The organism is Streptomyces sp. NPDC052064 (assembly GCF_055585925.1).
Genome location: NZ_JBVJJE010000002.1, coordinates 499466 through 523441 on the forward strand (window position 1 = coordinate 499466; position 23976 = coordinate 523441).

Consider the following 23976-nt stretch of genomic DNA (forward strand, 5'->3'; position numbering starts at 1 on the left):
AACACCCGGCTCAGTGTTGCGAATCCTGGTGCGGCCCGCCCCGGCCGCCGGGAATTCCCCGATACGTGCCGCATCGAGGAAGGATCCCCTTGGATCGCACCGCTCGCAAGAACAACGGCTCGCCCCACTCCCGTAAGGCCGGGGGCCGCAGCACCTCCGCCCGTACGGCCGGCGCGGGCCGCGGCGGCCACCGGCGCCCTACCGCGCCCGGCGGGGAGTTCGCGCCGCCGGCCACCATCACCCCGGCGCTGCCCGCCGTCGAGGACTTCGCCGAACTCGGTCTGCCCGAGCGGCTGCTGGCCGCGCTGCGCGCCGAGGGCATGACCGTGCCGTTCCCGATCCAGGCGGCGACGCTGCCGAACTCCCTGGCCGGCCGGGACGTGCTGGGCCGCGGGCGCACGGGGTCGGGCAAGACGCTCGCCTTCGGCCTCGCCGTGCTGGCTCGCATCGACGGGCAGCGGGCCGAGCCCCGGCAGCCGCTGGCCCTCGTCCTCGTCCCCACCCGGGAACTGGCCCAGCAGGTCACCGACGCCCTCACCCCCTACGCGCAGGCGTTGCGCCTGCGGCTCACCACGGTGGTCGGCGGTATGTCGATCGGCCGCCAGGCGAGCGCGTTGCGCGGCGGTGCCGAGGTCGTCGTCGCGACCCCCGGCCGACTCAAGGACCTCATAGACCGCGGCGACTGCCGGCTGGACCGCGTCACCGTCACGGTCCTGGACGAGGCCGACCAGATGACCGACATGGGCTTCATGCCGCAGGTGACGGCCCTGCTCGACCAGGTGCGCCCCGGGGGCCAGCGGCTGCTGTTCTCGGCCACGCTGGACCGCAACGTCGACCGCCTGGTCCGCACCTACCTCCACGACCCCGTCGTCCACTCCGTGGATCCGTCGGCCGGCGCGGTCACCACGATGGAGCATCACCTGCTGCACGTGGAGGACGACGACAAGCACGCCACCACGACGGAGATCGCCGCCCGCGACGGCCGCGTGATCATGTTCCTGGACACCAAGCACGCCGCCGACCGGCTGGCCAAGAAGCTGCTGGCCGTCGGGGTGCGCGCCTCGGCCCTGCACGGCGGGAAGTCCCAGTCCCAGCGCACCCGGACGCTGGCCCGGTTCAAGGACGGCGAGGTCACCGTCCTGGTGGCCACCAACGTCGCCGCCCGCGGTATCCACGTCGACAACCTCGACCTGGTCGTGAACGTAGACCCGCCCGCCGACCACAAGGACTATCTGCACCGGGGCGGCCGTACCGCCCGGGCCGGCGAGTCGGGCACCGTCGTCACGCTGGTCCTGCCCCACCAGCGCCGCGAGACGGCCCGCCTGATGGCCGACGCCGGCATCTCCCCGCGCGTCACCCGGGTCCGCTCGGGCGAGGCCGAACTGAGCCGCATCACCGGCGCCCAGGCGCCGTCGGGCGTGCCCGTCGTCCTCACGCCGCCGCCCTCCGAGAGCGGCCCCGCGCGCACGGGTTCCGCCCCGCGCGCACGGCGCGGCAGGCCCTCCCGGGGCCGCCGCCGCTGACCCGCTCCCAGGAGCGGAGGCCGCGCGGTCCGCGTCACGTGCCGGTCCGCGCAGGAGACAGCCGCACCACCGTCCCCTCCCCGTTCGACGACAGGAGCAGGGAGCCGTCCGGGGCGGTGGTGAGACCCGCGAACCCCGGGGCCACGCCGGGCAGTCCGTGGGTGAAGAGGGCGGGGGCCGGGCGCGGCGTCGTCCCCGGGGGGATGCCGACCGCCAGGTCTTCCGCCTCGACGCGGGTGCCGCCCGTCGCCAGGGAGACCGACCAGAGCCGACGGTTCACGGTGTCCACGGTGTCCACGGTGAAGAGTTCGTCGCCGCGGATGGTGAGCCCCTGGGGAGCGCCGCGGTCCTCCGCGACCGGCACCGACTCGCCGCCGTCCACGCGGAGTACCGCACCGCGCGCGCTGCGGACGATCGAGGTCGTGGAGCAGCGCTGAGGACTCGGGGGCACCCCCGCCTCAGCCCGCCCCGAGCAGGGACGTCAGGTGCCCGTGGGCCCGGTCCCACCCCCACTCCCCGCGCACCCACTCGCGGCCCCTGCAGCCCATCTCCCGGGCCAGTTCCACGTCGTCCAGCAGCAGCGCGAGCCGGTCGGCGAGCGCCCGCACGTCACGGCCGTCCACCACGAACCCGGTCTCCCCGTCCCGTACGGTGTCCGGCGCCCCGCCCGAGTCGCCGACGACGACCGGCAGTTCGGCGGCGGCCGCCTCCAGGAACACGATCCCGAGGCCCTCCGCCTCCATGCCCGCCCTGCGGGTCCGGCACGGCATCGCGAACACCTGCGCGGCGGCGTAGAAGCCGGGCATCTCCTCGTGCGGGTGCCCGCCCGCGAAGACCACCGCGCCGGCCAGTCCCTCCGCGGCCACGAGCCGGCGCAGGGCACGAGCGTGCGGCCCGTCCCCTACCAGCAGCAGAACCGCGTCGGGCACGCTGTACCGCACCAGGCGTAAGGCCCGTATCAGCGTGTCCTGTCCCTTGCGCGGGACCAGCCGCGCCGCACACAGCACGACCGGCCGCTCGCCCAGGCCGTACCGCTCCCGCACCCGCGCCGCCCCCGCCGCCGAGCCCCGGAACACCTCGGGGTCGACGCCCGGAGCCAGCCGCCGCATGCGCGCCGCCGCCTCCGGTCCGACGGCGGCGGCGATCCGCGCGCGGGTGTACGAGCCGAGGTGCGTGACGCTGTCCACCCCGGCGCCGATGCGGCGCAGCAGCGCGCGAGCCCCGGGCGTGCGCGCCCACCACACCTCGTGCCCGTGCGTCGTGGCGACCAGCCGCCGCACGTCCGTGCGGCGCCGCAGCTCGCTCGCCATCAGCCCGAGCGGGGCCGCCGCCCCGAACCAGACGCTGTCGCAGTCGAACCGGCGGGCCAGCTCCACCGCCCGGGCGGTGACCCGCCGGGTCGGCAGCAGCATGTGGGTACGGTCCCGCACCACGGGGAACGGCAGCCGGGCGTCGTAGGCCCGGTCGCCCGGCGTGCTGGAGGTGTAGACGGCGACCCGGTCGGGCGGGAAACGGACCGTCATGGCGTGGACGAAGGTCTCGATGCCGCCCTGCCGGGGCGGGAAGTCGTTGGTGACGACGAGCGTGCGCGGCATGGTCGGTCAGTCCTCCAGCGGCTTCGCGGTGAGCGGGTGGGTACGGTGCGCCTCGCTGACTCGGTCCACGGGCCACCACCGGCCCGCCGGCACGAGCCGGAACCAGGCGAGCAGCACCAGCGGGTAGACGACGTATCCGAAGCGGGTGGCGGGGATCAGGCACATGGCGATCCCGAGGCCCAGCGCGAGCCGGTCGGCGGCGGCGACGGTGGTGCGCGGCGGGCGCGTCACGAGGGACACGGCCACCGCGACCGCGCTCAGCGCCAGCGCCGCCACCGCGAGGGCGAAGCCTCCCGGCACGTACGTCGCCAGCAGATGCCCGGGCAGCGGGCTGGCCGCCGGGGACCCGGTGCCCCCCTCGCCGAGCGGGAAGAGCAGCACGTGTTCGGCGAACGCCTCCGGGTCGGCGAGCGCAGCCGGCAGCACCGCGAGCACGACCGACGTGACGGCCGTGACCCCGGCTCGTACGGCGGCCCGCCGCCCGGCGGTCACGGCAAGCAGGGCGAGCCCGACGGGCAGCAGCGGCCAGGCCGTCCACTTCAACGACGCGGCGGCGCCGAGCGCGAGCCCGGTGGCTGCGGGGCCGCCGCCGCGGCCCGCGAGGGCGAGCGCGAGACACATCAGGGCGATGACCGGCAGGTCGACACCGCCGACGGCGAGCGGGAGGGCGACGGCGGGGGTGGCGGCGAGCCAGAGGAGGGCCTGGGCCGGCGAGAGGCTCGGGCCGCTGCCGCGCAGGGACGGCTCGGCGCTCCCGCACAGCGCGGCGGCCAGCCCCATGGCCCCGAGTGACACCAGCACGAACCACAGCCGGGCGTCCGCGAGCGGGACGTCGCCGAGGACGGCCCGGGGCAGCCCGAAGAGCGCCATGCCGGGCAGGTACGGGTTGTAGTCCCGCAGTCCGGCCGGGTCCGGGACGTACGGCGTGCCGGAGTCCAGCAGCAGCCCGCCGGACCGCTCGACGACCGTGACCTCCAACTGCCGTGCCCCGTCGGCGACCAGGAACACCAGCGGCACCAGTACGGACCCGACGGCGGCCACCGCCGCCCCCGCCAGACCCCAGGGCCGCGCGGAGAGACGGGCCACGAGCGCGGCGAGACCGTATCCACCGGTGGCGCAGGCGCCCCACACCTGGTGCGGGGCGATCGTCGTACGCACACACAGCAGCAGTGCGAAGACGGCACAGGCGGTCCAGCACAGGGCCTCCCAGCGGCGGCCGGTACTCCGCCCAGACGGCGGAAGGGAGGCGGGAGCGGGGCCGGGGCCGGGGAGGCCCACCGGGAAGGCGATACGCACGGCTGCCGCCGAGCCCGCCACCAGCGAGCCGAACCACGGCCCCCGTGAACGCCCCTTCATCCCGCTCCCCTTGTCCACCGCCGGCCGGCCTTCCCTCCGTCTTTCCGGCAAGTCTTCGCAAGGAGCGGACCCGAAGCGTCACACCGGGCACCGATCCTGGGAGTCGACCCGTGGTACTCGTCCGGCACCCGGATCAACCCGTACGGTGACGCGGGCCTGACCGCTCCGGCCGACAATGTGGGGATGCGTCAGTCGTCCCTGCGCCCCGCCGCATGGCCGCGCTCCCCCCGCTACCCGTACGTCAGCGGCGTCCTGCTGGTCGTCCTGGCCGCGGTCGAGGTCCTGCACGCCCGCATCACCTCGACGGCGGTCCTGGCCACACTGCCCTTCGTGGTGCTCCCCCTGCTGTGGCGGCGGCATGACCCCCGCATCGGGCTCCTGGTGGTACCGGCGGCGCTGCTGAACTTCCTCTTCCGGCCGGAGCTGCTGATGACGGTGGCGGTGGCGGGGGTCATGGGCCTCTACGCGCTCGCCCGCCACCGCGTCCTGCACCCCGCGCTGCTCAGCGCAGGCGCGATCGCCGGCTCGCTGCTCGTCAACGTGGGCCATATGGCCATGGGCGTGTACGACCTCGGCGGCCGGGCGCCCGCCGTCGGCGCCGACGGCTCACTGTCGTACTTCATGGAGTCGTTCGTCCTGGCCGTGGGCGTGGTGGCGACGGTCGGTGTCGCGGACGCCACCCGCAGCCGGGAGGAGTCCCGGCAGGCGCGCGAGGCGGCCCAGCGGGAACTCATCGCCATGGAGCGCAGGCACGCCGCGGCCCAGGAACGAGCGGCCATAGCAAGAGAGTTGCACGACATAGTGGCGCACTCGGTGTCCGTGATCGCCGTCCAGGCGGAGAGCGCCACGTACACCACACCCGACCTGTCCCCGCCCGCGCGCGACGGCTTCCAGCAGATCGCCTCGTCGGCCCGCTCGGCCCTGACCGAACTGCGCCGGCTGCTCAGCGTGCTGCGCGCGGACGAGGCCGGAGCCGAGGAGGCGGCACCCGTCGTGCCGCAACCGACGCTCGACTCCCTGGAGGCGCTGCTGCAAGCCCACCGGTCGGGCGGCGGAGAGGTGGCCCTGCACACCGCGGGCAGCCGCCCCCCTGTGCTCCCGCCCTCCCTCGAACTCACGGTCTACCGCATCGTCCAGGAGGCCCTGACCAACGCCCGCCGCCACGCGCGGGGCGCCGCGGTCGACATCCTTCTCACCTACGACGAGGACGAGGTCCGGCTACGGATCACCGACGACGGCCCCGGCCCCCGGACACCCCGGCTCGGCGCGGGCGGGCACGGGTTGAGCGGCATGCGCGAGCGTGCGAACCTGCTCGGCGGACGTCTGACCAGCGGACCCGCCGGCCCTGAGGGCGGATTCCTGATCGAGGCCGAACTCCCGGTGCGGGCAGGCGCTAAGAGCTTCGCGGAGGGTGTGTACGAGTGAGGGCGCGGAAACCGATCCGGGCGATCGTGGCCGACGACCAGGCGGTGGTACGCACCGGGTTCGTGAACCTGCTGACCACCCAGGACGACATCGACGTCGTGGGCGAGGCGGAGGACGGCGCTCAGGCCGTCGCCCTCGCCCTGGCCCACCGCCCGGACGTGGCCCTGCTCGACATCAGGATGCCCGAGCTGGACGGAATCCAGGCCGCCCGCACGATCCTCCGGGAGACCGACGGCGCCACCAAGGCGCTGATGCTCACCACCTTCGACCTCGACCAGTACGTCTTCGACGCGCTCGCGGCCGGTGCCAGCGGCTTCCTCCTGAAGGACGCGACCTTCCCGGAACTCCTGCACGCCGTGCGGGTGGTGGCCGCCGGCGACGCCATGCTGGCCCCCGGCATCACCCGCCGCCTCATCGCCGAGTTCGCCCCGCGCCGTCCCGTCACCGCCCCGAAGTCCCTCCTCGACCGTCTCACCGCCCGCGAGGTGGAGGTCCTGCTCCTCATCGCTCAGGGCCTGTCCAACGCGGACATCGCCGAACGCCTGACCATCACCGACCACACGGTCAAGACGCACATCAACCGTCTGTTCGCCAAGCTGGAACTCCGCGACCGGGCCCAGGCGGTGATCGTGGCGTACGAGGCGGGGCTGGTGACGCCGGGGGAGGGCGGCTGAGACCGAAGTCCGCGACCTGCCCATTCACCTCTGCCGGACAGCGCGTTCGACCCGATACCGCTCTGCCGCCCCCGACCCAGCCGTCACCAGGCGGTGCGGCAGGCCGAGGGCGTCGTAGAGGGCGTGGGGGGGAAGAAGGGCTAGCCGCCCGTCACGTCCGTCACCTTCCAGCGCTGGTTGGAGCCGGAGTTGGGCTGCCAGAGGCCGACCGAGGCGCCCTCGTTCGTGGACTGGCCTCCGACGTCCGGGAGTTGACCGGTAGCGGCGTTGACCAGGGTCCAGGTGCCGTCGCCGGTCGTGGACATGATCCACTCGGTGGCCTTGTCGCGGCGTCCCTCGTCCGGCTCGGCGACCAGGGCACCGTCGCGGACGGCCAGGCGCTTGTCCGACTCGGCCTCGGTGAAGACGTACCGCTTGCGGTTGTCCGTGCCGCGGATCTGCTCCACCCTCCACTGCTGACCGCTGGGGTCTGCGGCATTGGCGCTCTTGATGACCAGACCCGTGCCGTTGTCGGCGAGGCTGAGGTCCTTGCCGCTCTGGACGCCGGTCAGCCGGTAGGTGTGGCCCTTCTTCAGCTCGGCCGCGTCCTTGGCGACGCCCGAGACACCCTCGACGAGGAAGGACGTCACCGACTGGGCGGGCACGGTGACCGTGGCCTGCTTGCCGGAGACCCGGACCGCCTTCTGCTTCTCCAGCTTGCCGTCGGCGCTGGTCACCACGGGGGTGACGGTCGCACGGGAGGAGACCCGGCCGAACTTCGACAGGTCGAGGGTGACCTCACGGGACTCGGTGGCGCTGTTGACGTGGACGACCGTCGCCGCGTCGCCCTTGCGGGAGATCGCCGCGGTGCTGGACGTGTCGTTCGTCTTGATCAGCCGGTCGCCGGGCTTGATGAAGTGCGTGAAGTTGCGGGCCGTGTCGAACTTCGTGTTCGTGTAGACCGGGCAGGTTTCGAGGGTGTCCTTGGACGTGCAGCTGAACGGGAGCTGGATCTCGCCCCAGTTGCCGCCCTTCGCGGACTCGCCGCCCGGCTTCATGTTGTCGTGGTCCTCGACCGGCTGCCAGAACACCCAGGCGCGGGGCTCCAGTTCCCGCAGGTCGTCGACGATGCGCTGGGCCAGGCCCAGGCCGGGCCGCATGTCCGTGAAGCTCTGGCCGTCGCCCCAGTCGCCCTCGACCTCGCTCATCCACAGCGGCTTGTCGGCGGCCTTGGCCAGGTCGCGGACGGTGGTGCGCTGACCGGTGCCGTAGGTGTGGACGTTCATCTGGTCGACCAGGTCGCGGACCTCCTGGGGGTAGGAGTTCCAGTTGGTGGCGAAGGTGCCGGGGTTGGTCTCGTCCATCGCGGATATCTCCGCGCCGCTCCTGGACTTCTCCAGGACCGGGGCGAGTGCGCGGAGCACCTTCTGCTGAAGCTCGGGGCCCATGTGGGCGCCCTCCTGGCGGCCTCCGGTCGGCTCGCCGTCCGGGCCGAGCTTGGTGCCCCAGTAGTTGGTGTTCGGCTCGTTGAACGGGTCGAGGGTGTCGACCTTGATGCCGTGCGCCTTCTCCAGCCGCTCGGTCGCGCCCACCAGGTACTTGGCGAAGTCCTCGACGGACTCCGGCTTCAACTGGTCCTTGCCCGCGTCGAAGTTGCCGGAGACGTAGCCGCTCTCGGTCATGAACCAGGGCGGGGAGTTGCTGAAGGTCTCCCAGTGGGTGATGTCCTTCTTGATGCGGTCGACCCACCAGCGCTGCGTCTTGTCGGCGTTCTTGTTCCAGTCGGCCGGGTCCTCCGCGTCCCACCAGTCGACGTCCTCGCGGGTGGTGCCCGCCGGGGCCTTCCACCAGCCCTCGACCGCGCCGCCGGCCCGTAGGTAGTCCTTGACGTCCGGAGCGTTGCCGCCACCGATGTTGTAGCGGGCGATGTTCAGGGCGAGGCCTTCGTCGCCGAAGAGGAGCTTGTAGAGCTTCTCGCGTATCGCGGGCGGGTAGTCGCCGGTGGCGTTGGCGAACCAGACCAGGCTCGTGCCCCAGCCCTCGAACTTCTCCTGCTGGTAGGAGGGGTCGGGGCGGACGGTGACCCCGGCCGCCTGAGCGGTGGGCTCGGCGTGCGCGGCGGGCAGGGTGGCGGTGGCCAGGATGGTTCCGGTCGCCACGGCGGTGACGCCGATGGCCCCGAGGAGCCTTCTCTTGCGGGTGCGGTGTGCCATCTCGAGTACTCCAGCTCTTCTGCGTCCGCGCGTCCCGGCGGGCGCAGAGATCGGGGCCTACGTGGTGCGACTGGTGCGAGCTTTAATGCTGTTTTGGTGCCTTCTCGTACGATTTCGACTAGGCAATGTTTACGTAAACATCCACTGGCGGGATGTCTACACTGTCCGAATCTCAGGGGTCAAGGAGTCGTTCCGGACCGAAATTTGCGCCGGCTGCGCGGCGAGGGAAGCGAGGGGCAGGTGGGCACAGTGGACGGTGAGAGAGAAGCCATGGGCACGAGCCGTACGAGAAGGCGTCCGGCCCGCCCCCGCCAGGGCGCGTCCATGGCCGACGTGGCCCGGCTCGCCGGTGTCTCCTCCCAGACGGTCTCCCGCGTCTCCAACGGCTTCCCGGGCGTCACCGAGGACACCCGCCGGCAGGTCCTGGCCGCCATGCGGGAGCTGGGCTACCGGCCCAACAGCGCCGCACGGGCCCTCAAGCGCGGCGAGTTCCGCACCCTCGGCGTGATCACCTTCTCCCTCTCCACCATGGGCAACATCCGCACCCTGGAGGCCATCGCCACCTCCGCGGCCCAGCACGGCTACGCCGTCACGCTGCTGCCCGTCGCCGTCCCCACCCAGGACGAGGTGAACGGCGCCTTCTCCCGCCTGGGCGAACTCGCCGTGGACGCCGTGATCGTCATCATGGAGATCCATCTGCTGGACGCGGTGACGGTCTCGCTCCCGCCCGGTGTGCAGGTCGTCGTGGCCGACTCGGACGCCGGCGACCGCTACACCGTGGTCGACACCGACCAGGCGGGCGGCGCCCGGGACGCCGTACGGCACCTCCTGGACCTCGGCCACGAGACGGTGTGGCACCTCGCCGGCCCGGAGGGCTCCTTCGCCGCCCAGCGCCGCGCCAACGCCTGGCGCGACACGCTGACCGCGGCCGGCCGCGTCCCGCCGCCCCCGGTCCGGGGCGACTGGTCGGCCGAGTCGGGCTACCGGGCCGGGCTGCAACTGGCCGACGAGCCGGACTGCACGGCCGTGTTCGCGGCGAACGACCAGATGGCCCTGGGCCTGCTCCGGGCCCTGCACGAACGCGGCCTGCGCGTCCCCGGCGACATCAGCGTCATCGGCTTCGACGACATCCCCGAGTCCGCGTCCTTCCTCCCACCCCTCACCACCATCCACCAGGACTTCGCGGAGGTGGGGCGGCTGTGTGTGGAGGGGGTCCTGAGCAAGATGCGGCAGGACGGGGAGGAGCACGGTACGGCGCTGGTGCCCACGCGGTTGGTGCGGCGGGAGAGTACGGGGGCACCGGGGACTCGGGCGTGAGCCCGGCCGCGGCAGAGCCCGGCTCGGCACCTCCCCAGTGGCTGTCCCTGGGCGGCGGATCGAGGCAGCGCCGGAGGCGGCCTCCACGCCGGTGGGCCGGGGAGGCACCGTGGCGGAGATCGCCGCCGCCGCGCTGTACCCGGCCGTCGAGGCCACCTTTACCACCGGCGTGGAACTGCCCGTGGACGGCGGGTTCGGCCAGGGCCTCGGCGAATGACCGTCCCCACCTCCGCTGCATGGGAACGCACCCGCCTCAGGGCTTGAGCATCAAGCTCAGATCCCGAACAACCCCGCCGCGTTGTCGTGGCACACCGCCCGCAGCCACTCCTCCCCGAGACCCAACCGCTCCAGGGCGTGCAGCTGGTGCACGTACGGGTAAGGGATGTTGGGGAAGTCCGAGCCGAGCAGGATGCGGTCGCCGAGGTCGGACAGCCGGGGCAGGGCCCGGCGCGGGAACGGGGCGAGCTTCTCGGTGAAGTCGGTGAACGCCATCGTCGTGTCCAGCCGCACCTCCCCGTACCGCTCGGCGAGGTCGAGGAACTCCTCGTACTCGGGCATTCCCATATGTGCGACGACCAGCCGCAGCCGGGGGTGCCGTGCCAGCACCCGGGCGATCGGCTCGGGGCCGGTGTGTTTGCCGGGCGCGGGCCCGGAGCCGCAGTGGATCACGACGGGGATCCCGGCCTCGGCCAGCAACCCCCACGCCGGCTGGAGCAGTTCGTCGGCCGGGTCGTACGCCCCCACCTGCACATGCGCCTTGAACACCCGCGCGCCCGCCTCGACGGCCTCCCGGACGTACGCCTCGACGCCCGGCTCGGGGTAGAGGGTCGCGGTGTGCAGACAGTCGGGGGTGCGGCGGGCGAAGTCGGCCGCCCAGCCGTTCAGCCAGCGAGCCATGCCCGGCTTGTGCGGGTACAGCATCGCCGTGAAGGCCCGCACGCCGAACTCCCGCAGGATGTCCGCCCGTTCCGCCTCCTCCTTCCGGTAGGTGATCGGCCACTCCAGCCCACCGGTCATCGGCCCGAGCGCGTCGAAGTAGCCCCACACCTTGTGCAGCACCCGCTCGGGCATGAAGTGCGTGTGCACGTCGAGCAGCCCGGGAAGCCCGAGCCGCCCCCAGAAACGGCGGACCTCCTCGACTTCCGCACCACCCACAGTCCCGTGTCCGGGCGAACCGGCAGGGTCGTCGACCGGCACCACGCGGTGATCGTCCATGCCGTCCACGATCGGGCCGGGTGCGGTGGTGGGTCCACTGCCTTGCGCGAGGGGGGCGGTGAGGGATCCTTGCGTCAAGGAGACCAGACGGCGCAAGCGACGCAGAGTCCGCCCCAGGTCTTCGTTTGCCACGCTGCCACCGTACGCCGCGACGAGGAGGGGAACAGCGCCATCGCGCGAGCGGGGCAGACACAGTACGACCTGTCTGCGGGCTCCGCCCACCCCTGGTCACGGCTTCGGGCGCGCCACCAGGATGTGGCGGAGCACCTAGTCTGACAGCGCTGTTACATCTGCCGAGGGTCGAGGAGAGTGCGTCGCACATGGCCGAGCTCTATCCCCCCATCGAGCCGTACGAGCACGGCATGCTCGACGTCGGCGACGGCAACCGCGTGTACTGGGAGACTTGTGGGAATCCGGCGGGCAAGCCGGCCCTCGTGCTCCACGGCGGGCCCGGGTCCGGGGCGGGGCCGTTCTGGCGCCGGCTGTTCGACCCGGCGGCGTACCGCATCGTGCTCTTCGACCAGCGTGGGTGCGGGCGCAGCACACCCGACGCCGCCGATCCGCGGACCCCGCTCGACGCCAACACCACCCCGCACCTGATCGCCGACATCGAGTTGCTGCGCCGGCGCCTCGGCATCGGGGAATGGCTCGTCATCGGCGGTTCCTGGGGCGTGACCCTCGCGCTGGCCTACGCCGAGCAGCACCCCGGACGCGTGTCCGAGCTGGTCCTCTTCAGCGTCACCAACACCACCCGCCGCGAGGTGGAGTGGGTCACCCGGGACATGGGCCGGATCTTCCCCGAGGAATGGGACCGGTTCCGCGACACCGTCCCCGAGCCGGAGCGCGACGGCAGTCTGGTGGAGGCGTACGCCCGGATGCTCGCCGACCCCGACCCGGCCGTACGGGAGCGGGCCGCGCGGGAGTGGTGCCGGTGGGAGGACGTGCACGTGTCCACGCACCCCGGGCACAAGCCCGATTCCCGTTACGAGGACCCGCACTTCCGGCTGCGCTTCGCCCGCCTCGTCACGCACTACTGGCGGCACGCCGGATTCCTGGAGGACGGGGCGCTGCTGCGCGACGCCGGGAAGCTCTCCGGCATCCCGGGCGTGCTGGTCCACGGGCGGATGGACATCAGCGGGCCTCCGGACGTCGCGTGGCGGCTGGCGCAGGTGTGGCCGGACGCGGAACTCGTGCTGATCGGCGAGGAGGGGCACGGGCTGTCGGGGGATGCCACGACGGAGGCCGTGCTGGCGGCCACGGACCGGTTCCGGCCGGCCCGCACCCCGTAGGAAATGCCCTCGACGGTGCGGACGCCGGTGTCGGAGCGAACCACTGTCATCGGCCGTCGGCCGACCTCTTGGCACCGCACGTCGCCAGACTGCACCACCGGCGCCGCCCGCTCTCGTCGAGGAACAGCCAGCCGCAGTCCCGGCTGGGGCAGCCGCGGACAGTGAAGCGCCGCGGGTCGGCGAGCAGTTCGCCCGCGCTGCGGGCCACCGCGCAGACGGGCAGGCGAAGACCGGCGGAGGGCGACGGCTGCCAGCGTCCGAGACCGTCCTCGCCACGCGTGAAGACCGAGAGCCGCGCGGCGTCCTCCACCACCCCGGCCACCGCCTTGAACGCCCGGCGGTCCTGCGGATCGGTCAGGCAGGCGTACAGGTCCGTACGCAACCGCCGGGCCTCGTCGAGGACGGCGGCGGCCTTGGCCGGCTGCCGCAGGGCCTGTTCCCGCAGCCGGGTGACCTGCCGGTCCTCGATCAGGTCGAGGTGACCGGCCCATACGGCGAGCGTGGCGTAGCCGCGCAGCCAGTCCGACCCGGGCAGCCGCTCCCCGCCCCACCCGGCGTAGGTGTTGCAGAACTCCAGCGCGGGGTGTCCGCTCGTGCTCCACGGCAGCCACTGGTCGCCGACCCGCACCGCGTAGACGGGCCCGGGGGGCCGGTCGAGCCGGGGGTCGGCGCGCAGTATGCGCTCGTGCAGGGTGCGGAGTTCGCCGTTCGGTTCGATGCCGAGTTCGGTGGCCAGCAGGGTGCGTGTGCTGCGATACAGCTGGAGCGCATCGGCCTGGCGGCCCGCGCGGTACAGGGCGGTCATCTGGGCGCCGACCAGCCGTTCACGGGTCGGGTGCTCTTCCAGCAGCGGCGTCAGGTCCGCCACGACACGGTCGTGCAGACCCATCGTGACCTGGTCCTCCGCCCGACGCTCCGCGGCGGACAGGCGCAGTTCGCCCAGCCTGCCGCCGAGGCGCGTGCGCAGCCGTTCGTCGGCCACGTCCGCGAGCAGCGGGCCGTTCCACAGCCCGAGGCCCTGGTCGTAGAGGCGGATCCGCTCCGCGGGATCAGCGGAGTCCGCCGCCTGCCCGACGAGCCCGACGAACTCCTGGGCGTCGATCCCATGAGGCCCCTGCTCCACGGCGTAACCGTCGTGCCGGGTCTCCACGGACACCCCGTGCGGTCTGAGCGCGGCGCGCAGGCGGCCGACATAGGTGTGGACGGTGGCGCGGGCGGAGGCGGGCGGCTCGTCGTCCCACAGCAGGTCGATGAGGCGATCTGTCGGGACGGCGCGGCCCGCGTGCAGCAGCAGGACGGCCAGCAGGCACCGCTCCTGGCGGCGGCTGCCCACCAGCACCTGCCGACCCTCGTGGCGGGCGGCGAACGGACCGAGCAGTTGGAACTCCATGGCTGTCCGGCAGCCTAACGGGACGTCGATGGTCAGGCTTTGGTCAGAGGCCGGGGAGAGGCTGGCCTCCTTCCACCCGTTTCTGCCCAGGGAGAACCATGCGCCGAACCGCCCTCGCCACGCTGACACTTGCCGCCGTGCTCGTCGGGACGCAGCCCGCGTCCGCGGAGACGGCGAAGGGCTGGGAACCGGCACCCTCCGCGCCGTGGGACGTCGACGCCGGCGTGCGGTGCGACTTCCCCGTCCACGGCGAGCCGGTCGTCGACGAGGTGGTGCGGCGCGTGCTGAGCACCTACCCCGACGGCTCCGTGCGGCGGGTCGCGTACAAGGGCGATCTGGTCGTACGCGTCACCAACACCGGGACCGGCGCCTCCTACGACGCCGACGCGAGCGGTTCGGCCGTCGTCGAGTACCGGCCCGACGGCTCCCAACTCTGGTCCGTGCACGGCCCGGTGCTCGTCGGGGTCGGCCAGGACCAGGGCAGTCTGCCGCGCGGCCTGTACCTCGTCGACGGCGTCTACACGATGGACATCGGCCCCACCGGATACAAGTCCGTACGACTCCTGCACGGGACGACGGACGATCTGTGTGCGCACATCGACTGAACGGGCCTGCCCGCCCTGCTCGACGTCCTGGTGGGCCTGTTCCATACGGGCCGGGCCGGTGGCGACCTCCAGGCAGCCGACCTGCCGTGAGTACGGCACGGTCGCGGGCGTCGAGCACCGTGCGGGCAGCGCACCCGACGACAGACGGCCGGACCGCCCCGGCCCGTTCGGCCGCGCGTCCATCGGTGTGCCGGGCCGGGCCGGGCGTGCCGGTCGGGACGAATGGCGGCGGCCCTGACTGAGTGTCACCATCGGCGCGTAGCCGAGGCGTGAGCGAGGGCCAGGCGCTGCCGGGGGCGGTCTCCGTACTCGCGGCACTGGCCGCCGTAGCTGCCGTCGTTCAGACGGTGGTGACGGGGAACGTCCGCGCCCCGCCCCACCTCGGCATCAGCCCCTCCGTCCTGGGACGAGAGCGCCGATTCAGCCGTACAACGCCACCCTCGGCTCCACCGTCCCAACCGCCTTCGGGTTCAGGACAGTCACCCGGTACCGCTCCTTGAGCGTCTCCCCCGCGCCCAACTCCCGCTGCGCCCCCATGAGATCCGTGAACAGCGTCCCCGTCTGGCTGCCCAGCCGCACGGGCACCCAGCAGCCGTGCCCCGTGCGCCGCTCCACCTTGACGTCCGACGGCGACAGGAACGGCGCGGTGTCCGGGGACGTCACCAGGAGTTGCGGAGCGACGGTCGTGTCCGTCGGCGTGGCGTTGCGGTACGTGACCGTGACCTCCTGGCTTCCCCCGGCCCGGAGGGGACTCGGGGGCAGGTCCACGAAATCGGTGGGTGTGGCGGGCTCCTGCGCCCGGGAAGCCGTGACGGTCACCGCGGTGGTGACCGCCGGCGCGGCCGCGAGGGCGGGTCCCGCCGTGGCCAGGCCGGTGACCGCGACCAGGGCGGCGAGAACGGCGACTTCGAGACGACTGTTTTTCGACGACGACACGTTGGCTGTCCTTGGGGTGGGGGAGGAATTCGCTCGGGTGAACCGGTCGGCCGGACACGGCACTTGACCAGTGTTGTCCTCAGACTACGCAGCGGATCCCAGGCAGCGGCCCGGCCCCCGCGGATCGGCCGAACGGCCGAGGCACCCCGCATCGCCGTCGGGTACTCCCCACCGTTCCGGAAGTGAACGGCACCGCAACTACCGGCGGGTATTGGAGAGATCTCGCGGGATGAGGGCCACAAGGCCGATCGCCATTCCCTTCCCCCTCCGGGTGAGCTAGAAACTTCAACAACCAGCCGCACCGCAGGGTGCTCGACGGCACACGCGCCGCGCCCGAGGGGAATCACCACAGTGACCGAGCAAGCTCATGGACCGAGTCGGTCCGGCACCCGCGCGCGCAGACGCCTCCCGCGCCTGAGGATCGCCATCGCCGCCGCCGTCTCCTTCGCTCTCGCCGGAACCGCCGCCCAGGTGATGGCCGCCGAGCCGGACGAGAGCGACGGGCAGCCGTCCGTGCCGTCCCTGTCCTGGTCCGACTGCCAGGGCGGCTTCGAGTGCGCGAACGCCGACGTGCCGTTGGACTACCGCGACCCGCAGGGCAAGACCATCACTCTGGCGGTCATCCGCAAGAAGGCCCCGGACCAGGCCAAGAAGAAGGGCACGCTCTTCCTCCAGCCCGGCGGGCCCGGCAACTCCGGCGTGGACTTCGTGCGCGGCAACTACGCCGGCCTGCCCGCCGCGATGCGCGACTCCTTCGACGTCTTCGGGTACGACATACGCGGCGTCGGGCGCAGTTCACCGGTCACGTGCTGGGACGACCCGACCTACACCCAGGCCATCACCGCCGCCAAGGGCGTCCCCGGCCCGGACGCCTACGAGCCCGCCGTGCGCCAGGCCGCCGCGTTCGGCCAGGCCTGCCAGGACAACGCGGGCGAGCTGGCGCCGTACGTGGGCACCGAGTACGTCGCCCGCGACATCGACCTGCTGCGTCAGGCTCTCGGTGAGGAGCAACTGACGTACTACGGACGGTCGTTCGGAAGCTACATAGGCACCGTCTACGCCGCCATGTTCCCCGAGCGGGTGCGCGCGCTGGCGCTCGACGGTGCCTACGACCCCGAGCACTACGCCAACGAGCCCTACGCCTACGACCGGCCCCAGTACCTGGCCCTGGACGGCGCGATGAGCCGCTTCCTCGACTGGTGCAAGGCGGACCAGGACACGTGCGGGTTCGGTGACGGCGATCCCCGGGGCGCGTTCGAGAAGCTCAAGGCCGACCTCGACGCCAACCCCGTACCGACCGCGAACGGCGGGCAGGCGAACGGCTACACCCTCGTCTACCGCCTGATGTTCAACATCAACGAGGGCAAGGTCATCTGGCCCTCCCTCGGCGGGGCCCTGCGCAAGGCGCAGCAGCGCGACAACACCTCGTTCCTGCTGCGGCCGCCGTCCCCGGCCAGCTACGACTTCCTCAACCCGAACGTGGCCGTCGAGTGTGTCGACAAGGACTACCCGCGTGACCCGGCCCTGCTGAAGCGGCAGGTCACGAGGAACGCCGAGCTGGCGCCGCTGCTGGGCCCGGCCATGGCGTACGGCCCGCCGACCTACGACCACCAGCACGCCACCACCTGCGCCCAGTGGCCCGGCGAGCGGGTCAGCCGCTACGACGGCTCCTTCCGGGCGAAGGGCTCCGCGCCGATCCTCGTGCTCGGCACGACCGGCGACCCGGACACCCCGTACCGGGACGCGGTGGCCCTGTCCCGGGAACTCGACAACGGCCGGCTGCTCACCTTCAAGGCCGAGGGCCACACCGCCTTCGGGCGCAGCGCCTGCGCGACGGACGCCGTCACCGGCTACCTGGTGGACCTGAAGGTCCCGGCGCGTGGCACGACCTGCGCGGACGAGACCCAGCCGCCGTCCGCCACGCCGAAGGTGGCCCCGCCGGGCACGACCCTCGGCGAGCTCCGCAACGGCGTGAACGACCGCCTGGACCGCCTCGGCTTCCTGCGCTGACCGACCACACCACGGCGCCCCGGGTGCCGGGCCTCACCAGGCCCGGCACCCGGGGCGTTCGCGTATACCCAAAACGGTTCCTGCGGTTCCTCCCTCTTGACCCCACCTTGTGCAGGCACGTACAACTGCACTCGCAGAAAACGGTTACTACCACTTACTGCCCATCACTGGGGAAGGTCCCTCACCATGAGAGCTTCGGGAGAACGGGAAGAGCCCGCCGCGGACAGAACGGCCGGCCACCCGACGGCCGCGTCCCGCCGGGTCGTTCTCAAGGGCGCCGCCGTCACCGCCGGACTGGCCGCGGCCGGGATCGCCACGACCCGGCCGGCCTACGCCGAGGACGACCGGCCGGGCCGCCCCGAGAGCGTCACCGCCCGCATGGGCGGCACCTCCATCACCCTGTCCCTGGTGGACGGTGCGCTCCGCTGGTCGGCCCGCCGCGACGCCCGGACGGTGATCGACCCCTCGGCCCTGGGCCTCAGGCTCGGCGACGGCACCGTCCTCGGCGGTGACGTCAGGGTGATCGGGGAGCGGTACGGCACCCACCGCACCACCTGGACCCCGGTCTACGGCCGCAACGCGACCGTCACCGACCACTACCAGGAACAGCGCTGGGACCTGGAGGACCGGGCGTCCGGCATCCGCTTCGGCGTCCAGGTCCGCGCGTACAAGACCGGCGTCGCCCTGCGCTACCTCCTCCTCGGCGAGGGCACCGCCACCGTCGCCGACGAGCTGACCACGTTCGTCTTCCCCGACGGCACCACCGTCTACAGCGCCCGCGACGAGAACGCCTACGAGCCGGTCGCGCCGGGCTCCATACCCGTCACCGGCACCTCCACCACGGACAGCGGCCCGCTGACCGACCTCCCCCTGACCGCCACCCTCACCGGCGGGCTCATCGCCTGCGTCTGCGAGTCCTCGCGCATCGACTACCCGCGGCTGATGCTGGGTTCCGTGGCCGGCGAGCCCAACACCCTCTCCGCCTTCCTGATGGAACACACCGCCCGCGGCAGCGGCCCGGTGGAGACGGCCTCGACCGTCACCACGCCCTTCGCCACGCCCTGGCGCGCGGTGGTGATCGGGGCCACCCACGCCGAACTCGTCGACAACGCCGAGCTGGTGCTCAACCTGGCCCCTCCGAACGCCCTCCCCGACACCTCGTGGATCAAGCCGGGCAAGGTCTTCCGCTGCGAGCTCAGCACCGCCGCCGGCCTGGCGGGCGTGGACTTCGCCGTGGCCCGGGGCCTGGAGTACATCGAGTACGACGCCGGCTGGTACGGCCCGGAGTTCACCACCACGGACGCGACCGAGCCCATCGCCGCCATCGACATGCCGTCGGTCATCTCGTACGCCACGAGCCAGGGCATCGGCCTGTTCCTCTACGTCAACCGGCTCGCACTGACCGACGCGGACTCCCTCTTCGGCCTCTACAAGAGCTGGGGCGTGCAGGGCATCAAGCTCGGCTTCATCAACGACGGCACCCAGACGATGACCAACCAGATCATCGACTGGGCGAAGACGGCCGCCAGGTACGAGCTGCTGATCGACATGCACGACGACGTCCGGCCGTTCGGCTACGAGCGGACGTACCCGAACTGGATCAGCCTGGAAGGCGTACGCGGCAACGAGCAGTTCCCGACCGCCACGCACAACGTGACGCTGCCGTTCGCGCGCAACATCGGCGGCCCGATGGACTACACGATCTGCTACGGCCAGTCCCGCGACAAGACGACCAACGCCCACCAGATGGCGATGGCCGCGGTGTACTACCAGCCCCTCAACTTCCTCTTCTGGTACGACAAGCCGTCCAAGTACGGCAACCCGGCCAACTGGCCCGGCCTGCCGTGGTTCAACGCCGTGCCGGTGACCTGGGACGAGAGCCGCACCCTGGCCGGCGCGATCGGCGAGTACATCGCGGTCGCCCGCCGCAACGGCTCCACCTGGTACCTGGGCGCGATGACCGACGAGTCGTCCAGGACCCTGTCCCTGCCCCTGTCCTTCCTCGGCAGCGGCACCTACACGGCGACGGTCTACGCCGACGGCACCCCGGGCACCAGCCCGTTCCGGACCCCGGTCGTGGTCAGCACCCGGACCGTCACCGCCGCCGACACGCTCGACGTGGCCCTGGCACCGGCGGGCGGTCAGGCGGTCGTCCTGAAGCCGAGCTGATCCCGGAGCGGGTGGGGTTTTCCCCAGGGCCCGGGTCCACCGGCCGGTGGACGGCAGGTTCAACCGAGTACCTCTGTCCGGCAACTGCCCAGCTCAGCAAGCATTCTGGGCATGAACTCATTATCTGTGCGCGTGGCACGCTGGAGTGCGCGGCGCCCCTGGCGGGCGATCGTCGGCTGGCTGGTGTTCGTGGCGCTGTGTCTGGGGGCCGGCAGTGCCGTCGGCACGAACAGTGCGAAGACGGCGGACTACCGGGTCGGCGAGGCCGGCCGCGCCGAGACCCTGGCCGCCGAGGCGCATCTGGAGCGCAGGGCCACCGAGCAGGTGCTGATCTCCTCCCGTGCGGGCGGCGCCCTCGACGAGGGCGCCGCCCGGGCCGCCGCGGACGACCTGACCGACCGGATGCGGAAGCTGCCCGAAGTGGCGACCGTGGCCGACCCGTTGCTGTCCGAGGACCGCCGGATCCTGATGGTCGAGGTGGCACTGAAGGGCGAGGAACGGGACGCGAAGGACAAGGTCGACGCGCTCGTGGCGCAGACCGAGGCGGTGCGGAAGAGCCACCCCGGGCTGCTGCTGGAGGAGACCGGAAGTCCGTCCGTCAGCAAGGGGGTCGACAAGCAGCGCAGTGACGACCTGGCCCTGTCCGAGGCGATCACCCTGCCGGTCACCCTGCTCACGCTGCTGGTGGTGTTCGGGTCGGTGACCATGGCCGGGGTGCCGTTGCTGCTGGCGCTGTCCTCGATCGCGGCGGCGGTCGGGCTGTCCATGGTCGTCTCGCACGTGTCGCCCGACGCCGGGATCGGCACGAACGTCATCCTGATGATCGGCCTCGCGGTCGGCGTCGACTACACGCTCTTCTACCTCAAGCGCGAGCGGGAGGAACGGGCCCGCTCCGGCGGACGGCTGTCCTCCGAGGCGCTGGTGGAACTGGCCGCCGCCACCTCGGGCCGGGCGGTCGTGGTCTCCGGAATGGCGGTGGTCGCCTCCACGGCGACGCTGTATCTCGCCTCCGACGTGATCTTCTCGTCCCTCGCGACGGGCACGATCGTGGTCGTCCTGGTGGCGGTGGCGAGTTCGCTGACGGCCCTGCCCGCGCTGCTCGTCAAGCTCGGGCAGCGGGCGGAACGCCGGGCGCGGCGGCGGGCCGAGCGCGGCAAGCCCGCACGCCGGGAGCGGGGTGAGCGTGGCGGCGGCCGGGTGTGGGCCGCGCTGCTGCGGCCCGCCGCCCGGCATCCCCTGGCCACCCTGTGCGTCTCGGTCCTCGCCCTGCTCGCCCTCGTCGTCCCGCTGGCCGGGCTGAAGATCACCGAGATGAGCCGGGACACCCACTCCCGCGACATCCCGGCGATGCAGGTGTACGACCGGCTCAACGAGGCGTTCCCGGAGCGGCGGGTGACCCACCAGGTCGTCGTGCGCGCCGATGCCGCGCGATCGGCGAAGGTCGTCGCCGCCCTGCGGGAGGTGGCCGGGCGGGCGGAGACCGACCGGCTGTTCACCGGGGCGCCACGGATCCGGACCTCGGCCGACGACCGCACCAGCACCCTCGAACTGAAGGTGCCGTACCTCGGCAACTCCGACGAGGCGTACGACTCCCTCGACCGGCTGCGGGACGACTTCCTGCCCGCGACCGTCGGCCGGATCACCGGTGCCGAGTACGGCGTGAGCGGGGACGTCGCCCGCTACGCCGATTATCCCGCCCACCAGAACGGCAAACTGCCCCTGGTTCTCGGCGCGTTGTTGCTGGTGACGTTCGCGATGACCGTGTACGCCTTCCGCTCGGTCGTGCTCGGGGTGCTCGGCGTCGTCCTGAACCTGCTGTCCGCGGCGGCGGCGCTCGGGCTGCTGGTCCTGGTCTTCCAGGGGACGTGGGCCGAGGGCCTGCTGGACTTCGACTCCACAGGGTCGATCGGGTCGCGGGTGCCGCTGTTCCTGTTCGTGATCCTCTTCGGACTGTCGATGGACTACCAGGTGTTCGTGGTCAGCCGGATCAGGGAAGCAGCGCTCGCCGGCGTGCCCACACGGAAGGCCGTGCTGGACGGGATCCGCTCCTCGGCGAGCGTGGTGACCAGTGCCGCGGTCGTGATGACGACGGTGTTCGCCAGTTTCGTCTTTCTCCACATCATCGAAATGAAGCAGATCGGCTTCGTGCTGGCGGCGGCCGTGCTGATCGACGCGTTCGTGGTCCGGGTGATGGTCCTGCCGGCGGCGATGCTGCTGCTGGGCGAGTCGAGCTGGTGGCCCTCGCGGCCCGCGGCCCAGGCGGCCCCGGAGAAAAGCCCCGCCTCCCGTGCGGTGGCCGACGTACGTTGACCGTCATGACCGCTCTCGCCGAGTCCACCGCCGACGCCTTCTGGGCCACGTCGCTGCGCCGCTGGAAGGCGGTCTGCTGGCTGCTGTTCGCCGTACTGGGAGTCGGGCAGGCCGTCGGGCTGGTCACCATCGAAGGGGCGGAGGCGAGCAAGTACGCGGCGCTCGTCCTGCTGGGAGGGACGGTGCTGTGTTACGCGGTCCTGGACCACTTCCCGTCCAACCCCGTCGTACGGCCGCACGTCTACCTGTCGGTGCTGGTGTTCGCGCTGGGCGGGCTGGCGTATCTGCAAGGGAACTACGGGGCGCTGTTCATGGTGACGTTGCCGCACTACTGGATGTTCGGGCGGACGCCGAGGGCCTCGATGGTGTTCCTGGGGCTCGCCGCGGGAGCGTCGCTGACCGGGAGCGTGCTGCGGCAGGACGGGTGGACGGTGGAGTTCGTCACCGAGATCCTCGTATCGACGCTGATCGTCGTCGCCGTGGGGGTGCTGATCGGGCTGTGGGCGCACTCGGTGGTGGCGCAGAGCGCCGAACGGGCCCGGCTGATAGCCGAACTGGAGGAAACTCAAGCCGAGTTGTCCGAGGCCCACAAGCGGCAGGGCGCGACGGACGAACGGGAGCGCATGGCTCGGGAGATCCACGACACTCTCGCGCAGGGCTTCGCCTCGATCATCGTGCTGGCGGAGGCGGCCCGGGCCGGCCTCGACTCCGACCCGGCGCGCAGCGGCCAGCAGTTGCGGTCGATCGAGTCGACGGCCCGGGAGAACCTCGCCGAGGCCCGGGAACTGGTCGGCTCACCCCAGCGCCCCGGCCAGGCGGCCGCCGGTTCGGTGGCGCAGACCCTCCGCCGGACCCTGGACCGTTTCGCCGAGGACACCGGCCTGACCGTCGACGCCGACCTGGCGGACCTGGAGTGCGACCAGCAGACCCGCATCGCACTGCTGCGCTGCACCCAGGAGTCCCTGGCCAACGTGCGCAAGCACGCCCGCGCCTCCACGGTCGGCGTGGTCCTGGCCAGGCAGCCGTACGGCGTGGAGCTCGAAATCACCGACGACGGGACCGGGTTCGTGGTGGAGGAGTCGGCGGGCTTCGGCCTGGACGGCATGCGCAAACGGCTGGCGGAGCTGGGCGGGAGACTGACGGTGACGAGTTCGGTGGGCGACGGGACGCGGGTGCTGGCGCTGATACCGCCGGCCGCCGCGGAGAGCGGGGCAACGGCATGACCGGCGGAGCGCTCCGCGTCATCGTGGTGGACGACCACACCGTCATGCGGGCTGGGGTGGTGGCCCTCCTCGCCTCCGAGACCGGCATCGAGATCGTCGGCGAGGCGGGCGACGGCCGCGCGGCCCTCGGCCTCGTCGAGCGCCACGAACCCGATGTCGCCCTGGTCGACCTGCGGATGCCGGTGCTGGACGGAGTGGCCACGACGACCGAGATCGTGCGGCGCTTCCCCCGCACCCGGGTGCTGATCCTGACGACGTACGACACCGACGCGGAGATCGAGCGCGCGGTGGAGGCCGGGGCGATCGGCTACCTCCTGAAGGACACCACCCGTGAGCAACTGGCCGACGCGATCCACGCGGCGGCGCGCGGTGAGACGGTGCTGGCGCCCCGGGTGGCCGAACGGCTGGTCGCCCGCATGCGCCAGCCCGCCCAGATACCGCTCACCGCCCGGGAGTCGGACGTCCTGAACGCGGTCGCGGACGGCCTGACCAACGCCGAGATCGGCCGCCGCCTCGTCATCGCCGAGGCCACGGTGAAGACGCATCTGCTCCGGCTGTTCGCCAAGCTCGACGTCAACGACCGCACGAGGGCGGTGGTGGTGGCGATGGAACGGGGGCTGTTGCGGCGGCCCTGAGCCGTTGAGCCGGCGCGACAGCACGCGATCCGGACTTTGCCATCTCTTTACAACCCGCCCCCCGGCCGCCTCGTCTCTCCGCACGACCCGTCACCCGCCCCGCCCTTCACCG

Annotated in this window: 19 protein-coding genes; 12 read left to right on the plus strand and 7 right to left on the minus strand. The window is 72.3% G+C overall.

Annotated features, from left to right (window positions below; translation table 11 throughout):
- Window positions 1–89: 89 nt before the first annotated feature.
- Window positions 90–1523: a DEAD/DEAH box helicase gene (locus ACZ6TU_RS06915; protein ID WP_467679111.1), complete on the plus strand. Its 1434-nt coding sequence runs from the start codon at window positions 90–92 to the stop codon at window positions 1521–1523.
- A 34-nt stretch (window positions 1524–1557) separates the two neighbouring features.
- On the opposite strand, the gene ACZ6TU_RS06920 is transcribed toward ACZ6TU_RS06915, so the two are convergent.
- Genes ACZ6TU_RS06920 through ACZ6TU_RS06930 form a run of 3 tightly spaced genes read right to left on the minus strand, consistent with a single transcriptional unit; the run spans window position 1558 to window position 4474 of the window.
- Window positions 1558–1974 carry an SMP-30/gluconolactonase/LRE family protein gene (locus ACZ6TU_RS06920; RefSeq protein WP_469547190.1) on the minus strand — a complete coding sequence of 139 codons (417 nt, stop codon included), beginning with the start codon at window positions 1972–1974 and terminating at the stop codon, window positions 1558–1560.
- Between the two features lie 7 nt (window positions 1975–1981).
- On the minus strand, window positions 1982–3118 hold the full coding sequence (locus ACZ6TU_RS06925; protein ID WP_469547192.1) for a glycosyltransferase family 4 protein: 1137 nt from the start codon (window positions 3116–3118) through the stop codon (window positions 1982–1984).
- A gap of 6 nt (window positions 3119–3124) precedes the next feature.
- On the minus strand, window positions 3125–4474 hold the full coding sequence (locus ACZ6TU_RS06930; RefSeq protein ID WP_469547194.1) for a glycosyltransferase 87 family protein: 1350 nt from the start codon (window positions 4472–4474) through the stop codon (window positions 3125–3127).
- A 183-nt stretch (window positions 4475–4657) separates the two neighbouring features.
- Between ACZ6TU_RS06930 and ACZ6TU_RS06935 the strand changes: the two genes are divergently transcribed.
- Both ACZ6TU_RS06935 and ACZ6TU_RS06940 read left to right on the plus strand, forming a co-directional pair.
- A complete protein-coding gene (locus ACZ6TU_RS06935) occupies window positions 4658–5899 on the plus strand; it encodes a sensor histidine kinase (RefSeq protein WP_469547196.1) in 1242 nt (413 codons plus the stop codon).
- Entirely contained in the window at window positions 5896–6573 is a 678-nt protein-coding gene (locus tag ACZ6TU_RS06940; RefSeq protein ID WP_467679120.1) for a response regulator, read from the plus strand. Before ACZ6TU_RS06935 ends, ACZ6TU_RS06940 begins: the two co-directional genes overlap by 4 nt.
- 140 nt (window positions 6574–6713) lie before the next feature.
- Here ACZ6TU_RS06940 and ACZ6TU_RS06945 read toward each other — a convergent pair whose 3' ends face one another.
- Complete coding sequence (locus ACZ6TU_RS06945; protein WP_467679122.1) at window positions 6714–8765, minus strand: RICIN domain-containing protein; 2052 nt, start codon at window positions 8763–8765, stop codon at window positions 6714–6716.
- Between the two features lie 324 nt (window positions 8766–9089).
- Here ACZ6TU_RS06945 and ACZ6TU_RS06950 point away from each other — a divergent pair, with 324 nt between their 5' ends.
- The gene (locus tag ACZ6TU_RS06950) at window positions 9090–10082 is read left to right on the plus strand and encodes a LacI family DNA-binding transcriptional regulator (RefSeq protein ID WP_467679440.1); all 993 of its coding nucleotides are present in this window, start codon (window positions 9090–9092) and stop codon (window positions 10080–10082) included.
- Between the two features lie 273 nt (window positions 10083–10355).
- On the opposite strand, the gene ACZ6TU_RS06955 is transcribed toward ACZ6TU_RS06950, so the two are convergent.
- Complete coding sequence (locus ACZ6TU_RS06955; protein WP_467679124.1) at window positions 10356–11297, minus strand: amidohydrolase family protein; 942 nt, start codon at window positions 11295–11297, stop codon at window positions 10356–10358.
- Window positions 11298–11617: 320 nt separating this feature from the next.
- On the opposite strand from ACZ6TU_RS06955, the gene pip reads away from it, so the two are divergent.
- A complete protein-coding gene (gene pip, locus ACZ6TU_RS06960; protein ID WP_467679126.1) occupies window positions 11618–12586 on the plus strand; it encodes a prolyl aminopeptidase in 969 nt (322 codons plus the stop codon).
- Between the two features lie 46 nt (window positions 12587–12632).
- Here the strand turns inward: pip and ACZ6TU_RS06965 are convergent, their stop codons facing one another.
- On the minus strand, window positions 12633–13976 hold the full coding sequence (locus ACZ6TU_RS06965; protein ID WP_469547199.1) for a BTAD domain-containing putative transcriptional regulator: 1344 nt from the start codon (window positions 13974–13976) through the stop codon (window positions 12633–12635).
- Between the two features lie 98 nt (window positions 13977–14074).
- On the opposite strand from ACZ6TU_RS06965, the gene ACZ6TU_RS06970 reads away from it, so the two are divergent.
- Window positions 14075–14581 carry a hypothetical protein gene (locus ACZ6TU_RS06970; RefSeq protein ID WP_467679130.1) on the plus strand — a complete coding sequence of 169 codons (507 nt, stop codon included), beginning with the start codon at window positions 14075–14077 and terminating at the stop codon, window positions 14579–14581.
- A 58-nt stretch (window positions 14582–14639) separates the two neighbouring features.
- The gene (locus tag ACZ6TU_RS06975) at window positions 14640–14819 is read left to right on the plus strand and encodes a hypothetical protein (protein WP_469547201.1); all 180 of its coding nucleotides are present in this window, start codon (window positions 14640–14642) and stop codon (window positions 14817–14819) included.
- A gap of 182 nt (window positions 14820–15001) precedes the next feature.
- Here the strand turns inward: ACZ6TU_RS06975 and ACZ6TU_RS06980 are convergent, their stop codons facing one another.
- Window positions 15002–15517: a signal peptide protein gene (locus ACZ6TU_RS06980; protein WP_467679132.1), complete on the minus strand. Its 516-nt coding sequence runs from the start codon at window positions 15515–15517 to the stop codon at window positions 15002–15004.
- 474 nt (window positions 15518–15991) lie between these two features.
- On the opposite strand from ACZ6TU_RS06980, the gene ACZ6TU_RS06985 reads away from it, so the two are divergent.
- The 5 genes from ACZ6TU_RS06985 (at window position 15992) to ACZ6TU_RS07005 (ending at window position 23864) form a co-directional block, all read left to right on the plus strand.
- Window positions 15992–17527: an alpha/beta hydrolase gene (locus ACZ6TU_RS06985; RefSeq protein WP_469547378.1), complete on the plus strand. Its 1536-nt coding sequence runs from the start codon at window positions 15992–15994 to the stop codon at window positions 17525–17527.
- Between the two features lie 186 nt (window positions 17528–17713).
- The gene (locus ACZ6TU_RS06990; RefSeq protein ID WP_467679133.1) at window positions 17714–19696 is read left to right on the plus strand and encodes a glycoside hydrolase family 97 protein; all 1983 of its coding nucleotides are present in this window, start codon (window positions 17714–17716) and stop codon (window positions 19694–19696) included.
- Between the two features lie 111 nt (window positions 19697–19807).
- Window positions 19808–22006, plus strand: coding sequence for an MMPL family transporter (locus tag ACZ6TU_RS06995; protein WP_467679135.1), 2199 nt, complete (start codon window positions 19808–19810; stop codon window positions 22004–22006).
- Between the two features lie 5 nt (window positions 22007–22011).
- Entirely contained in the window at window positions 22012–23229 is a 1218-nt protein-coding gene (locus tag ACZ6TU_RS07000) for a sensor histidine kinase (protein WP_467679137.1), read from the plus strand.
- Window positions 23226–23864 carry a response regulator gene (locus ACZ6TU_RS07005; RefSeq protein ID WP_150482037.1) on the plus strand — a complete coding sequence of 213 codons (639 nt, stop codon included), beginning with the start codon at window positions 23226–23228 and terminating at the stop codon, window positions 23862–23864. The genes ACZ6TU_RS07000 and ACZ6TU_RS07005 overlap by 4 nt, the downstream gene beginning before the upstream one ends.
- Window positions 23865–23976: the final 112 nt, after the last annotated feature.